The 15,568-nt window shown below is 40.2% G+C and carries 9 protein-coding genes, 4 pseudogenes and 1 other annotated feature; of the genes and pseudogenes, 8 read left to right on the forward strand and 5 right to left on the reverse strand.

Annotated elements, in window-relative coordinates; all coding sequences use genetic code 11:
- The first annotated feature begins 125 nt into the window (after positions 1 to 125).
- The 3 genes from ACSC9N_RS17425 to ACSC9N_RS17435 all read left to right on the forward strand — a co-directional run bounded on the left by ACSC9N_RS17425 (position 126) and on the right by ACSC9N_RS17435 (position 3,552).
- On the forward strand, positions 126 to 653 hold the full coding sequence (locus ACSC9N_RS17425) for a helix-turn-helix domain-containing protein (protein ID WP_044111965.1): 528 nt from the start codon (positions 126 to 128) through the stop codon (positions 651 to 653).
- A gap of 60 nt (positions 654 to 713) precedes the next feature.
- Positions 714 to 1,133, forward strand: a complete 420-nt coding sequence (locus ACSC9N_RS17430; protein WP_081241779.1) for a transposase — start codon at positions 714 to 716, stop codon at positions 1,131 to 1,133.
- A gap of 334 nt (positions 1,134 to 1,467) precedes the next feature.
- Positions 1,468 to 3,552: a TonB-dependent receptor family protein gene (locus ACSC9N_RS17435; protein WP_044111966.1), complete on the forward strand. Its 2,085-nt coding sequence runs from the start codon at positions 1,468 to 1,470 to the stop codon at positions 3,550 to 3,552.
- Between the two features lie 136 nt (positions 3,553 to 3,688).
- Here ACSC9N_RS17435 and ACSC9N_RS17440 read toward each other — a convergent pair.
- Both ACSC9N_RS17440 and ACSC9N_RS17445 read right to left on the reverse strand, forming a co-directional pair.
- A pseudogene (locus ACSC9N_RS17440) lies at positions 3,689 to 4,087 on the reverse strand (recombinase family protein); the annotation flags it as partial.
- Between the two features lie 53 nt (positions 4,088 to 4,140).
- Positions 4,141 to 4,845 (reverse strand): IS6-like element IS1008 family transposase, encoded by a 705-nt coding sequence (locus tag ACSC9N_RS17445; protein WP_001067783.1) that lies wholly within the window; start codon positions 4,843 to 4,845, stop codon positions 4,141 to 4,143.
- A gap of 62 nt (positions 4,846 to 4,907) precedes the next feature.
- Between ACSC9N_RS17445 and ACSC9N_RS17450 the strand changes: the two are divergent.
- The 4 genes and pseudogenes from ACSC9N_RS17450 to ACSC9N_RS17465 all read left to right on the forward strand — a co-directional run.
- A pseudogene (locus tag ACSC9N_RS17450) lies at positions 4,908 to 5,390 on the forward strand (zinc-binding dehydrogenase); the annotation flags it as partial.
- A 93-nt stretch (positions 5,391 to 5,483) separates the two neighbouring features.
- Positions 5,484 to 6,706, forward strand: a pseudogene (locus ACSC9N_RS17455) (IS256 family transposase).
- Positions 6,707 to 6,748: 42 nt separating this feature from the next.
- Entirely contained in the window at positions 6,749 to 9,415 is a 2,667-nt protein-coding gene (locus ACSC9N_RS17460) for an excinuclease ABC subunit UvrA (RefSeq protein WP_004979617.1), read from the forward strand.
- A 167-nt stretch (positions 9,416 to 9,582) separates the two neighbouring features.
- On the forward strand, positions 9,583 to 10,515 hold the full coding sequence (locus tag ACSC9N_RS17465) for an IS5 family transposase (protein ID WP_079284451.1): 933 nt from the start codon (positions 9,583 to 9,585) through the stop codon (positions 10,513 to 10,515).
- A 133-nt stretch (positions 10,516 to 10,648) separates the two neighbouring features.
- Here the strand turns inward: ACSC9N_RS17465 and ACSC9N_RS17470 are convergent, their stop codons facing one another.
- Both ACSC9N_RS17470 and ACSC9N_RS17475 read right to left on the reverse strand, forming a co-directional pair.
- Positions 10,649 to 11,812 (reverse strand): zinc-dependent alcohol dehydrogenase, encoded by a 1,164-nt coding sequence (locus ACSC9N_RS17470; RefSeq protein ID WP_439036154.1) that lies wholly within the window; start codon positions 11,810 to 11,812, stop codon positions 10,649 to 10,651.
- Positions 11,813 to 12,222: 410 nt separating this feature from the next.
- Entirely contained in the window at positions 12,223 to 12,924 is a 702-nt protein-coding gene (locus ACSC9N_RS17475; RefSeq protein WP_004282341.1) for an IS1 family transposase, read from the reverse strand.
- A 132-nt stretch (positions 12,925 to 13,056) separates the two neighbouring features.
- Here ACSC9N_RS17475 and ACSC9N_RS17480 point away from each other — a divergent pair.
- Positions 13,057 to 14,290: pseudogene (locus ACSC9N_RS17480) on the forward strand (IS3 family transposase).
- Positions 13,346 to 13,462 (forward strand) — a sequence feature (AL1L pseudoknot). (Overlaps the previous pseudogene by 117 nt.)
- 39 nt (positions 14,291 to 14,329) lie before the next feature.
- Here the strand turns inward: ACSC9N_RS17480 and ACSC9N_RS17485 are convergent.
- A complete protein-coding gene (locus ACSC9N_RS17485; RefSeq protein ID WP_004897285.1) occupies positions 14,330 to 14,896 on the reverse strand; it encodes a recombinase family protein in 567 nt (188 codons plus the stop codon).
- Positions 14,897 to 15,568: the final 672 nt, after the last annotated feature.

Below are 15,568 nucleotides of genomic sequence, written 5' to 3' on the forward strand. Positions count from 1 at the left end.
ACTGATTAAACGGTTCTTCTTGATCAAAAACTTAAGCATTCCACTCATCAATAAAGATGTCTGTAATCTATAAAATAAAAAATTTTCTCTAATACCATTCAATCGAAATAAGCTAATATAGTTGTATGAGTAAAATATCTGCCTATCAATTAACTGATATTGATTTCATCGCACTGTCCAAAACAGAGTCGAATCCACGCACGCGGGTTCGACTCTTAATGCTCGCCCAAATGGCAAAAGGCGTTTCTCCTCAACAGGTTGCTGAACAGTTTGGCTTTAATCCCATTACTATACGCAAGTTGCGGCGTACCTTTCAGACTCAAGGCATCAATGGCCTGTATGATCGGGAAGGTCGAGGCCGCCATAGCCCGTTGTCAATCGAGCAAAAAGAACAACTCAAAACCGAGATCGTGGCTCTCCAGCAACAACGTGGCGGTGGCCGGGTCACTGCGGTAAACATTGCCGAACTCATTCAGCAGAAATTCAACGTGGTTTACAACCCTAATAGCTTGTACAAACTGTTAAAGCAGATTGGCATGAGCTGGGTATCAGGTCGCTCTGCCCACCCAGAAAAGAACGACGCTGCTCAAGCTGAATTTAAAAAAAAATTGCCAGCAAACTCAAAGAAATCCTTCCTGCATCTGCAGATTTAGCGAAAGTTGATTTATGGTTTCAAGATGAGTCAAGAGTAGGACAGCAAGGTTCGATCAGCCGTGTTTGGCATTACCGGGGTGAACGACCACGCCTGGTTCGTCAGCAGCAATTTGAGTACAGTTATATTTATGGTGCCATTTGCCCTGCCCGAGGAGTCTGTTGTGGATTGGTTCTCCCGAGAGCAAATATCGAAGGAATGCGTCTACATTTACAGGAGATTTCAGCACAAGTTCCTGAGGGGCATCATAGCTGTTGTGATCGTTGATGGCGCTGGCTGGCATCAAACGAGTCTCAACTTGACGAATGTCAGTTTATTAAAATTACCGCCATATTCACCTGAACTGAATCCGATGGAACAGGTGTGGCAGTGGTTAAAACAACTTTATTTATCAAACCGATGCTTTAAAGATTATACCGAGATTGTTGATGCTTGCTGCATGGCTTGGAACCAGTTTGCCAAACGAACCCAACTCATCTAATCGATTGGAACTCGCAAATGGGCTGAATGTTAGGTTATTTCAATGGAGTGGTATAATAATAATCTATGATTGCTATAGCATTTATTCGAATAGCATAGTGTGATCTTAAAGATGGATGCCTTTCTTGCAGTCAGGCAATTAATAAAACAAATTTAAAAAATCAGAATAATTTTTAGAAAAACAATCGATTTTATTAAGATTCATTTCTTATAAAAGATAATCATTTTTAAAATATAAGTGATAATTGTTATTATTTGTGTTGCAATTTACTTGTTTTGTAAGTTAATTTATCTGCCAATCGATTGCCACCCCGATCTTTTAAATAGAGGTAAACATGGAAAAACGTTGCTTTTTGAAAAATCCAATCGTCATGAGCGGATTATTATTCAGTAGTTTTATACCTAATTTATATGCAGCCCCTGAGCAAGAACAAAAAAGTATGGTGTTGCCTATGATTCAGGTGATTGGCTCACAGGAGGACGCTGTTTCGAAGATTCCGGGGGCAGCGGTGATAGTAGACCAAGAGCAAATTAAACAAGTTATTCCGACATCTACAGAAGATATCTTAAAACGTGTTTCCGGTGTCTATGTGAAACCTGAGGAAGAGTCTGCTGTAGTTGCCAATATTGGTATGCGAGGTATCAGTTCAGCTGATTATAAAACTTTAATTTTAGAAGATGGTGTGCCTGTAGCTCCTGGTCTATTTGTTGGAAATGGTCGTTATTACAATCCACGTGTACAGCGCATGGATAGTATTGAAGTGATGAAAGGTTCTTCAGCTTTGCGTTATGGTCCACTGAACATTGGAGGGGTGATCAATTACCAGACTAAGCAACCGAAAGATGGTGCTCTGGTTGATGTATCGGTTGGCTCTTGGGATACGTATAAAACAACAGTTGAATTAGGAGGAAGTTCTCCAAACAAAGACAGTAAGGTTGGGGCAATTTTAAGCTGGGCAAAAAGTGACGGTTTCATGGACAAGGGCTATGAAATGAAAGATGCTGTCATTAAGGCGGGCACAGCAATTGGTGATAATCAATGGTTAGGTGTGAAATTCACCCATTATGAGAATGATGCCAACATCTCTTATCGCGGGCAGTTCCTGGGCGAATATCAAAATGAGAAAGAGAGCAACCCTGCACCAGATGACTGGTTCTTAACAGAACGTAATTCTTTCGATGTTAATCACCGCTGGAATATAAATGATGATATGGAACTGCAAACATTATTTTATTGGAGTGAAATGAATCGTGATTACTGGCGTTATGATGTTGACGGAGCTGCATCAAAAGCTGCAGGTCAGTGGATATATAAAGATACATTGAATGGCAATAATCGTGCATTTGAACGTATCGGTGCTGAAACCCGCTTAGTGACCAAACATACTTTATTCAATATTTCAAGTGAGGCAGAAGTTGGCTTACGCCTGATGAATGAAAAAATGGATGATGTCACCATTAAAGCCACTCGTGCAACGCCACGTACAGGCACGATCGATAAGGATGTTAAAGATTCTGCTAAAAGTGTCGCTTTCTATGCTCAAAACCGTTTAGATATTACCGACCAGCTGTCGGTGACACCGGGGGTTCGTATTGAACATTATGAGCAGCAACGTGAAGATAAGAAAAAGAGTGAGTTGGTTAAGACCTCAAATACGGAAGTGATGCCTGGACTTGGTATGACATTCCAGTTAGATCCAGCTGTACAGTTGTATGGTAGTGTCTATAAAGCATTTTCCCCAGCATTGAATGGTGACTCTCTCAGTGGCTTGCAAGACCAAAAATTGGATGCGGAAACTGCCGTGAGTTGGGAATTTGGTTTAAGAGGTCAACAAGATGCTTTGAGCTATGAAATGACTGCTTTCCGTATGGACTTTGATAATCAGATTATTCCAGCGAACAGTAATTCTGACTTTCAAAGTACAAATGGCGGTAAAACCTATAACCAAGGCCTAGAAGGCGCGGTTAATCTAGAATTGGACAACGGATTTGATGTATTCGCCAATCTGACTTGGGTAATAGATGCTCAGTTCAAGGGCGACCGTTATAATAAAAATGGTACGCTTAAATCAAGAGATGGCGATCGTGTTCCGTATACACCAGAGTGGATAGCAAACCTAGGTTTAGGTTATACCTATGCAGGTTTACGTACGCAGTTAAGCGCGAATTATACGGGTTCACAATTTACCGATGAATTGAATACAAAACCAATTGTAGAAAACACATCTGGTTTTTTCACGGGCAAAATCAATGGCTATACGACAGTTGATTTGACTACGCGTTATACGCTTAATGATCAAGTTGAATTCTATGGTGCCGTGAAAAACTTGGCGGACAAACGTTATATTGCAAGCTTGCGTCAGGGAATTTATGTAGGTCCAGAACGTTCGCTTGAAGCCGGCGTTCGTTATCGCTTCTAAATCATTCTTTCTTTTCTAAAATCGGTAGGTCATATTTATGGATTTTTAAAAATATGACCTATCATCAACGAGATTGAATATATAAAGTAATTGTAATAGCCCCCGATTTGTAGATACCTTTTGGTCCATCTAGTGACTAATTAATTTTTTTTAAATACCGATAAACTGCTTGTCGACTAATATCAAATGCTTTTGCCAGATCAACTTTGGATGAATACATCCCTTCATCCCAGGCTTGTTGTAACGCTTTGGCCTGATCGGGATTCAATTTATGGACACGACCTTTATATTTGCCCTGAGCTGCTGCGAGCCTGATACCTTCTTTCTGACGTTCTAAGATAATTTCTCGCTCAAATTGAGCAAAAGCTCCCATGAGCTGTAACATCAGATTATCCATCGGAGTGGCCTGAGCTGTGAAGGTAATATTTTCTTTTATAAATTGAATAGCAACTCCCCTCTTAACAAGTTGATCAACCTCAGTAACCAGATCTTTCAAACTCCGTGCGAAACGATCCATAGAGTGAACGACAATCATGGGCACTGTTGCAAATAGTGATTTGAGTCGATGATGTTCCCTTTAAAAAGTGCTTAGAGACCGAAAACCCTGTTGATTAGACACACTTCACCCTGAGGCTGACCATAATAAAATGACGATGCTTGTCCTTTACGTAGTGCACGCATGACTTCAATACCTTTAATTGTGGCATAAGCAGTCTTCATAGATTTGAATCCTAATGTGGCCCTGATGATTCGCTTTAACTTACCATGATCACATTCAATGACATTATTTTTATACTTAATCTGCCTGTGCTCAATATCTACTGGACATTTTCCTTCTCGCTTTAATCGTGATAAAGCATGGCCATAGGTCGCTGCTTTATCTGTATTGATGACCCGTGGAATTTGCCATTTTTTCACCGTATTGAAGATCTTTCCTAGAAAACTATAGGCTGATTTACTGTTCCGTCTAGCGGAAAGGTAAAAGTCAATCGTATGACCCCGTTGATCAACTGCACGATACAGGTAAGTCCATCGCCCCTTCACTTTGATATAAGTCTCATCCATATGCCATGAATGTAAATCTGTAGGATTACGCCAATACCAGCGTAACCGTTTTTCCATTTCTGGAGCATAACGCTGAACCCAACGATAAATTGTACTGTGATCCACATTTATGCCTCGTTCAGCGAGCATTTCTTGAAGTTCACGATAGCTGATGCCATATTTACAATACCAACGAACAGCCCAAAGAATGATTTCACCTTGAAAGTGCCGACCGTGGAAGGGATTCATCTGCTGTATCTCGAAATAAATAAGATATTTAGCTTATCATGTCAGCCTATTTGCAACAGTGCCTTATTTTGAATCATCTTGGTTATGAGATTACAGCTTCGACTGGTCGACCTCAAGAGTCAGAATATTTAACCTATCTAGGGGCGAGTGAAATTATTGATCGTATTGAATTATCTTCCCCAGGAAAGCCATTAAACAAAGAAGTTTGGGCTGGCGTAATTGATACTGTTGGAAGCCATACTTTAGCCAATGCATGTGCTAGTACAAAATATCGTGGTGCAGTTGCTGCGTGTGGTTTGGCAGGCGGAATGGATTTTCCAGCAACAGTTGCTCCATTTATTCTAAGAGGGATTACCTTATATGGAATTGATAGCGTGATGGCACCAATCGAATTAAGAAAAGAAGCATGGGAACGTTTGGCTACAGAATTAGATCAAACAAAATTAGAAACAGTAACGACTGAAATTCAGTTAACAGATGCTTTAAATATTTCAAATGAAATTTTAGATGGAAAAATTCGAGGTAGAGTTGTTGTACAGATATAGTTCAACAAAATGAGTTGTGGGACTGTTCTAAATTTTGTGTAAGTACTTAATTTTCATTTATCCTACTGAGGATAATAAAAAGAGGTACTTCACATGGATGAAGCTACAATCAAAAGTATGGCAGCTGAATTAGCTAAAGGTTTAAAAACTCCTGAAGATTTAAACCAAATGACAGCCATATTTAAAAAGTTCATGATCGAAACCGCTCTGAATACTGAGCTTTCTGAACATTTAGGCTATGAAAAGCATCAACCTAAGAAAGGATCTAATGCACGTAATGGTTTTAGCTCCAAAACAGTTCTAACACAAGATGGGCAGCTTGCTTTAGATATCCCTCGTGATCGTGATGGCTCTTTTGAACCACAGATTATTAAGAAGCATCAAACACGCATTACTAGCATGGATGATCAAATTCTTTCGCTATATGCGAAAGGAATGACAAATAGAGAAATTGTTGCTTTTTTAAAGAAATGTACGATGCCGATGTATCTGCCTCCCTTATTAGTAAGGTGACGGATGCTGTCATTGAACAAGTGACAGAATGGCAAAATAGAACACTCGATAGTCTTTATCCTGTTGTCTATTTAGATTGCATTGTTGTTAAGGTTCGTCAGCATTCAACAGTAATCAATAAATCAGTTTATTTAGCATTAGGCATTAACCTGGATGGCCAAAAAGAACTTCTTGGCATGTGGCTTGCTCAAACAGAAGGTTCCAAATTCTGGCTGTCAGTCATGACAGAGCTTAAAAATCGAGGAGTGCAAGATATTCTTGTAGCCTGCCTTGCGAAGCAGCGCTTCTCAGGACTAAAAGGCTTTCCTGATGCGATAGCCTCTGTCTACCCTCATACTGATATCCAGCTGTGTATCGTACATGTTGTACGCAATAGCCTGAGATTTGTGAGCTGGAAGGACTACAAAGCTGTAACAGCAGGATTGAAGGCGATCTATCAGGCAAGTACAGAGGAAAATGCTTTAAAGCCCCTAGATATCTTCTGCGATCAATGGAATCACCAGTATTCAAAAATTGGAGAATCCTGGCGGGCAAATTGGGAAAATATCCGAACGATCTTTAGCTATCCTGCTGAAATACGTCATGCGATTTATACAACAAATGCAATTGAATCATTGAATAGCGTGATCCGCCATTCAACTAAAAAGAGAAAGATCTTCTCTTCTGATGATTCAGTGAAAAAGGTCATTTATTTAGCAACTTCAAATGCTGCTAAAAAATGGACCATGCCAATTCAAAATTGGCGTTTAGCAATGAATTGGTTTACGATTCAGTTCGATGATCGATTAAAAGATCATTTATAAAAAATGAGACTTACACAAAATAATTTACAGGCTCGTAGAAACATGAAAATACATTCTTTTGGTGAACACAATAACATTACTTTATCTAATAATTGTATTGAAGTTCGAGGTGCACGTGAGCATAACCTTAAGGATGTAGATGTTTCTATCCCAAGAAATGCACTTGTTGTTTTCTCAGGTGTATCGGGTTCAGGAAAATCATCACTTGCTTTTGGAACTATTTTTGCTGAAGCACAAAGAAGATATTTCGAATCTGTTGCACCTTATGCAAGACGCTTAATAGATCAGGCCGGAGTACCAGATGTTGATGCTATTGATGGTCTACCACCAGCAGTAGCATTGCAACAACAACGTGGTGCAAGTAATACCCGTTCTTCTGTTGGAAGTGTAACAACTTTATCAAGTCTCGTGCGAATGATTTATTCGCGTGCTGGTGCATATCCTGCCGATCAGCCAATGTTATATGCCGAGGACTTTTCACCGAACACTCCTCAAGGTGCTTGTCCTACCTGTCATGGTTTAGGTCACATTTATGAAGTTACAGAATCGACAATGGTTCCTGACCCAACACTCAGTATTCGTGAGAGAGCTATCGCATCATGGCCACCTGCTTGGCACGGGCAAAACTTACGCGATATCCTAGTAACCCTAGGGTATGATGTCGATCGACCATGGAAAGATTTACCGCAATCGGATAGAGACTGGATTTTATTTACTGAAGAAACCCCAACAGTTCCTGTCTATGCTGGTTTAAGCCCCGCTGAGACTCAATCTGCACTTAAACGTAAACTAGAACCCAGCTATATGGGCACTTTCACTGGTGCTCGTCGCTATGTCCTTCATACTTTTGCTAATACCCAAAGTACGTTGATGAAAAAACGTGTTTCACGTTTTATGGAAGGAAAAATATGCCCTTCCTGTCATGGTAAACGCCTTAAACCAGAAGCCTTATCTATTACCTTTGCTGGAGTAGATATTGGTGAGTTTATGCAACTTTCTTTGGATAAGTTAACTTGCCTGCTTGAGCCCATTGTTCTTGGCAATTTCGACGCTCATGATGCTGGAGAAAAGACTAATAATAAAGTAACCCAACTTGATAGATCCGAACGAGCAACAACAGGTAGAGCAGTGCATTCTGTATCTCCAGATGTAAGACGTACGTCAGCACTTTCAGATGAAAAGAAAATTGCTGCGCAGCGTTTAGCAAATGGTGTGGTGGGGCGTTTAAATCAATTACGCCAGTTAGGTCTTGGTTATCTAACATTAGATAGAGCCACACCGACTCTTTCAGCGGGAGAGTTACAACGTTTGCGTTTAGCAACACAATTAAGTTCTATGCTATTTGGTGTAGTTTATGTACTGGATGAACCGTCTGCTGGATTACATCCTTCAGATAGTCAGTCATTATATGATTCTCTCGATAAATTAAGAGACGCTGGAAACTCCGTATTTGTTGTAGAGCATGATTTAGAGCTCATGCGTCGTGCTCAATGGTTAGTGGATGTTGGACCAGATGCAGGAGAGCAAGGTGGTAATATTTTATATAGTGGAGTACCTCAGGGTTTAAGTGAGATTTCAGCTTCACGTACTGCAAGTTATTTATTTAATAAAATCCCAGTTACTCAAAGTTATGGACGTACACCCTCTGGTTGGCTTGAACTTAACAATATTTACCGACATAACCTGCATAATATTGATGCTCGTATACCTCTTGGTGTACTTACAGCAGTTACAGGTATTTCAGGTTCAGGTAAATCTAGTCTCGTTTCTCAAGCTTTACCCGAGTTAGTACTTTCATATTTAGGCAATGAATCTGAAACTGAAAACAATAATGAAAATAATCCTTTAAATGAAGGAATGTTGGTTACCGAGGTTACACAGGGTTCTCTGGCTGGTGATGTGGAGGCTATACAGCGTCTGGTACAGGTTGATCAAAAACCAATTGGCCGTACTCCACGTTCTAATCTGGCAACTTATACGGGTTTATTTGATCATGTTAGAAAGTTATTTGCTGGGACTCCTGAAGCTCGCCAAGCTCATTATGATGCTGGACGTTTTTCGTTTAATGTGGCTAAAGGGCGATGTGAAACTTGTGAAGGTGAAGGCTTTGTCAGTGTAGAATTATTGTTTATGCCAAGTGTATATGCCCCTTGTCCGACATGTCATGGTGCTCGATATAATGATGACACTCTGAAAATTCGCTGGAATGGACGTAATATTGCTGAAGTATTAGGAATGACCGTCAATGAAGCACGTGATTTTTTTGATGGAGAGGTCTCGATTGCTCGTTCACTACAATTATTAAAGGAAATTGGCCTTGGTTATTTACGTTTAGGGCAACCAGCGACTGAACTATCTGGTGGAGAAGCGCAACGTATTAAATTGGCGACCGAGCTGCAACGCAATCAGCGTGGAAATACACTGTATATACTTGATGAGCCAACTACAGGTTTGCATCCATCAGATGTAGATCGATTGTTAGTTCAATTGCAGCGATTAGTCGATGCGGGTAATACCGTGGTTATGATTGAGCATGATATGCGTGCCGTTGCACAAGCAGATTGGGTGATTGATGTGGGACCAGGTGCTGGAAATGCTGGTGGGAATATTGTTGTGGCAGGAACACCAAAACAAATAACAGAAAATCAAGATAGTCGTACTGCTCCATATTTAGTTAATGAGTTAGTGAGTCGTGATACTAAACGTTGATATTGCGAGTGGGTAGAATAAAACCTTAAATTAAAAGCCTGTAAAATCAATCAGATATTTTTTTGTTTTAGGTGGTGTGTGAGCATGAAATCTAAAAGTTTTTTTCAACTAAGGGCTTTGTTGCACAAACCTATCTGTAACGGCTTTTTCAGCGATATAATTTTCAAATGAAGAAGCCTACACAGAAAATCTACCGCACAACCAATTGGCCCGCATATAACCGAGCACTCATGAGTCGCGGAAATATTGCCATTTGGTTTGATCCTGCTACGCAATGGTATGCTCCATCAAAAGGCAAACAAGGGCGAAATCAAACCTACTCCGACGCAGCCATCCAATGCTGCTTAATGATTAAATCCTTATTCCGTCTGTCTTTACGTATGGTCACTGGCTTTGTGCAAAGTCTGATTAAACTTTGCGGATTAAATTGGACAGCACCAGATTACAGTACGCTTTGTAGAAGACAAAAGCATATTGATATTGCAATCAGCTACCAAAAAAGTAGCGATGGGCTGCATCTACTCATAGACTCTACAGGCATGAAGTTTCTAGGTGAGGGCGAATGGAAACGCAAGAAACATGGACCTGAATATCGTCGCCAATGGCGTAAATTTCATATTAGTATAGATGCCAAAACCCTGCAAATACGAGCAGTTCAGCTTACAACCAATAATGTCAGTGATTCACAGGTGCTTGGTGATTTACTTGATCAGATTCCACAAGATGAGCAGATTGACTCTGTTTATACCGATGGAGCTTATGACACCAAGCAATGCCGTCAGGTCATTGCAGATCGGCAAGCGCATACGGTGATTCCACCTAGAAAAAATGCGAAACCATGGAAAGATACAAAGAGTAGCTCGCTAGAGCGAAATGAATTACTTCGAACAGTTAAACGTTTAGGCAGGACACTATGGAAAAAATGGTCAGGCTATCATCGGCGAAGTTTGGTTGAAACTAAGATGCACTGCATTAAATTATTAGGAGATAAACTCAGTGCAAGGAGTTTTGATAGCCAAGTGAATGAGATCCATGCACGTGTAGCAGTGCTTAACAGATTTACGGAATTAGGTCGACCACTTACCCAAGTTACGCCTTAAATTTGGCTCAATTAGGGGCGCTTTGCATTTCAAATCTTTGTGCAACAAAGCCCTTAAAAACAAGAAAAAGAGGATTGATAAAATGATGATAAAAAATAAAAAAGCGCCTGATGGCGCTTTCCTTTAATCATATTTATGGCGTCAGAATCACTTTACGACAGTCTTCTTCTTTTTTATCAAAAATACGGTAACCTTCCGCAGCATCTTCCAGTTTCATGCGATGGGTAATAATCAGATCTGGAGACAGATCTCCATTTTCAATATGTTCTAGCAACTGCGGCAAGTAGTTATGCACATGGGTTTGTCCCATTTTAAAGGTTAAACCTTTGTCAAAGGCATCACCAAACAGGAAGCCATGAATTGGACCGGCATAAACTCCAGGTACACTCACCACACCGCCGCGGCGGACCGCTGCAATACATTGTCTTAACGCTGAACCACTCGAACCTTCTAATTTCAGGTTGGTCATTACGGTTTCCAGCATGCTGCCTTTAGCTTCAAAACCGACCGCATCAATGACGGCATCGACTCCACGATAACCCTTGGTATTTTGAATGATAAATTCAGCGGCATCGACTTCATCAAAATTGACCGGAATCACTCCATAGGTTTGATGTGCGAAACGCAGACGATAAGGATGGTGATCGACCATAAAAATCTGCTCGGCACCGAGCATCCGCGCACAGGCAGCAGCCAGCAGACCGACTGGGCCAGCACCATAAATCGCCACACTGGAACCTCGACCAACTTGGGCATTGTTCACTGCTTGCCAGGCGGTTGGTAGAATATCGGTCAGGAATAATACTTTTTCATCAGGCAGGGAGCCTGGCACTTTAAATGGTCCGACATTGCCCTTGGGGATCCGCACATATTCAGCTTGACCACCCGGTATACCACCATACAGATGGCTAAAGCCAAATAAAGCTGCCCCTGGTGGAATCTGTTTTTTATTGAGAATTGCACCACGGCCGGTATTGGTATTTTCACAGGCAGCCATTAGTTCATGTTCACAGAAAAAACAGTGACCGCATGCAATCACAAAGGGAATAATTACCCGATCACCTTTTTTGACTTCGGTTACTTGTGGGCCGACTTCTTCTACAATTCCCATAAATTCATGGCCGAAAATATCACCGTCTTCAGTGGCCGGGATTTTTCCCCGGTATAAATGCAGATCTGAGCCACAGATGGCGGTGGCTGTCACCCTTAAAATAACGTCATCTGGTTCCTGAATCACTGGATCTGGAACAGATTCAACTCGTACATCCCGAGCACCATGATAGGTAAGAGCACGCATGCGGATTTCCTCTTTCTAGTTCAACATTAAACAGACTCGTAGCAAGGCTGCCAAGAATTAAAAAACACTTTTATTAGAGCCTTATGCGCCAAGAAATCGCTGTAAATTAATGTATGAAATAAGACATCCGAGTGTTTAAAAAATAAACTTATATAGGGTTTACGTAATTCGTGAGCTTATGTGTCGAATGAATAGAAAAGAACAGAATTAAAGAAACATCTAGTAATTTCTATAACTTATAGTGAATAGCCACCAATTTTGTAGACACCTTTTAGTTAGATAAAAAAGCAATTTTTTTGATCTTTAAAGAATGAGGATATAGTATTTGTAAAATTACTTAGCTGCTTAAAACTTAATTCTAATTGGTTAATAGGTGAAAAATGGGTAGTGTTTCAAAAAGTATGCTGGCATTAAACGAATCCATTATTGATATAAAAGAACACTAAATCAAAGGCTTTGAAATGATTTTCAAGCTTTTTGGAGAAGTTGCAGCTTCTCCTAAAGCCTCGCCTGATTCGATGCCGTAATCGACAATTATTGCCTTCTATACCCACAGTGAAAAATTTACCAATCAACTGTTTGCATTCTTTAAAGGTCGTAACAAAGCTATCCCAATGGTCACTTGATATACATGTATAGCTTACACCTAACTGCTTCAATTTTAATTTAAGTCGTTTTGCAGTGGCTAAATCTCGGTTACCCCATACATAAGCAACAATTTCACCTGTTTCTCGATGATAGGCATAAATTAGCCATTGTTTATTTTGCTTATGACCAACAAAAGTCCAAAACTCATCTACTTCAAGGGTTTCATAATGACTTTGCTGTGCTCGAAGTTGATATTTTGATTGGCTAAGTGTCCGTAGAACTTTACCGATACTTACTCTTTCAATTTCTGCTATATCCCTGACACCACTGCCTCGCACCATGAGGTGTAATATTTTGGTTTTGATACCTGAGTGACAGCCTTGATAACTGAGAGCATGATCACCAATAAATTGACGTCTGCATATTTTACATTGGTAATTTTGCTTACCATCTACTTTTGTGCCATTTTTCTTTATACTGTCACTTAGGCAGGCTGGACACTTGATTTCTAGAGTTATTCGCATTTCTCTATTTTATCAAAATCCAACCTGCTTTTTTTCAGCATACTTTTTGAAACACCACCCATTTTTTAAATTGATCCTAGACTGAACCGTACCGGGTTTGTCGGAGAGTTAATATTCTGAGAGACTATCCCGATGACAAAATTAAAATATACCCCTGAAATTAGAGAAAGAGCGGTTCAATTATTGATTGAATCTGAAAAAGATTATCCATCGAATTGGGCTGCGATCACCGCTATTGCTCCCTGAGCAGTATACTGCGCAAGGGTTGTACTCCTGAAACACTACGTGCCTGGCATCAAAAGCATTTAGATCAGCAAAATCCAGTTAAAGTACAGCAGCTTTCAGACCAAGAACGTATCAAACAACTCGAACGCGAAAATAAAGAACTGCAACGCGCCAATGAGATTCTACGTAAAGCAGCCGCTTTTTTCGCCCAGGCGGAGCTCGACTGCCCACACAAATAATGGTGGATTTTATCCATAATAATAAAGAGCTGTACGGAGTCGAGGCGATTTGTAGAATTTTACCAATCGCACCTTCAACCTATTACCGCACTCTAGATCTCTGCGAAAATCCAGAACATCGAGCAAAGCGAGATTTACATGACTTGCATCATGCTGAACAAATTAAACGAATTTGGAAGGAAAGTTCAGGTCGGTATGGTGTACGTAAAGTCTGGCAAAAACTGAAACGTGAAGGTTATGTTATCGCACGCTGTACTGTTGCTCGATTAATGAAAAAGCTAGGTATACAAGGTGTTTGGTGAGGTAAGAACAAACAAACCACCCGTAGCCGAGATGACCAAAAACGAGCAGATGATTTAGTGAAACGTAATTTTACTGCTGATCATCCTGACCAACTGTGGGTGAGTGACTTTACGTATATTCAAACAAATTCAGGCTGAGTCTATACCGCCTTTATTATTGATGTGTTCTCACGAGCAATTGTTGGCTGGAAAGTATCTACACGAATGAATACAGATATGGTGCTCGATGCATTGGAGCAAGCATTGCATGATCGAGGCATGCCAAAGAATGTGATTCATCATTCAGATAGAGGTGTTCAATATCTTTCCATTCGCCATACCAATCGTTTAGAAGCTGCAAATTTACGAGCATCAGTCGGTACGACTGGTGATTCATACGATAATGCTTTGGCTGAAACGGTGAATGGCTTATACAAAACAGAGGTGATTGAATATCTAAAAGCAGGTTGGCAAGGTTTAGCGGATGTACAACTTGCGACACTAAATTGGGTAGATTGGTTCAATAAAAAGCGTGTACACAGTGCACTGGGTTATGTATCGCCTTTTGAGTTTGAAGCAATATACTATGATAAGATTAACCCGTTAGGTCAGGTGGCCTAACTTAAATAAAAAAGTCTCCGACAAACCCGGTACGGTTCACTATTCACTAACTTGTAAATATCGGTATACCGCCTGACGACTAATCCCAAAAGCTTTTCCTAATGCCATTTTTGATGGATACTTCCCTTCCCTCCATGCTTGTCGTAAAGCTTCAGCTTGGTCAGGCTTTAGTTTATGCACCCGACCTTTGTACTTCCCCTGAGCAGAGGCGAGTTTTATTCCTTCCTTTTGCCGCTCTAAAATGATCTCACGTTCGAACTGTGCAAAAGCACCCATCAATTGCAGCATCAAATTATCCATCGGGGTGGATTCGGCCGTAAAAGTAATATTTTCTTTTACAAACTGGATGGCAATCCCTCGTTTGACCAGTTTATCTACTTCAGTGACCAAATCTTTCAGGCTTCGCGCAAAACGATCCATGGAATGTACAATCACCCTGTCCCCTTCCCGGACATAGTTCAACATTTCCTGAAATTTAGGTCGGTCAGTATTTTTACCTGAAGCACGGTCAACAAAAATCCGGTCGACTTCAATCCCCTCAAGTTGACGCCCAGTATTTTGCTCGACCGAACTCACTCGCACATAACCTACTTTTTGGCCTTTCACTCTTTCTCGCCCCAATTGGATAAAAATGAACAATTTTGTAAATTATAAATCTTTAATATCAAAGTTACATGTTACTTATGATTAAAAATCATTTAAATGATACATAATTTCATGAACTTTCAGATTGTAACTTTAGGGTATAGTCTAAAGTAACAGAATGAATATTCTACCCCCGATAGAAACAGCCGTACTCTGGGGGGAGATTTTTTTGATGTGCAGGTGCCGACCCTTACCAGAAGGCACTGTTGAAAATAACCACGAATCGTAAGCTGAATACTCTTTTAGCTAAAGGAGCAGCATATGAATTCTTTCCATAAAATTTAGGCTTGTATACCCAGAAAAATGTGGAACTTCTTAGGTTTCATACATGAGGATTTTGATAGGCTCACTGACTATTTTAAATTGTGTGCCTTAACTCTCTGTTCTAAAAGGCTATTCAGAATTTTTAGACTGTTTATTTTGAACATTCTTTTTACTCTGTGGTGGCGATGCCGTAATTGGACCTTGCAAGATGCATGGTCGTGTATGGGCGATGTCCAGAAAGAATTTGACTCAAAACTATTTTAGTTGGGAAGGAATGCTAAAAATTGGAGATTGATACATCTCATCGTTTGTTTAAATATTTTTTGATTAAATTTTCCCTTTAAAAATTCTATTTTTTTTAATGTCTTA

The organism is Acinetobacter sp. PC34 (assembly GCF_051789135.1).
In the GTDB taxonomy this organism is placed as follows: Bacteria; Pseudomonadota; Gammaproteobacteria; order Pseudomonadales; family Moraxellaceae; genus Acinetobacter; species Acinetobacter johnsonii.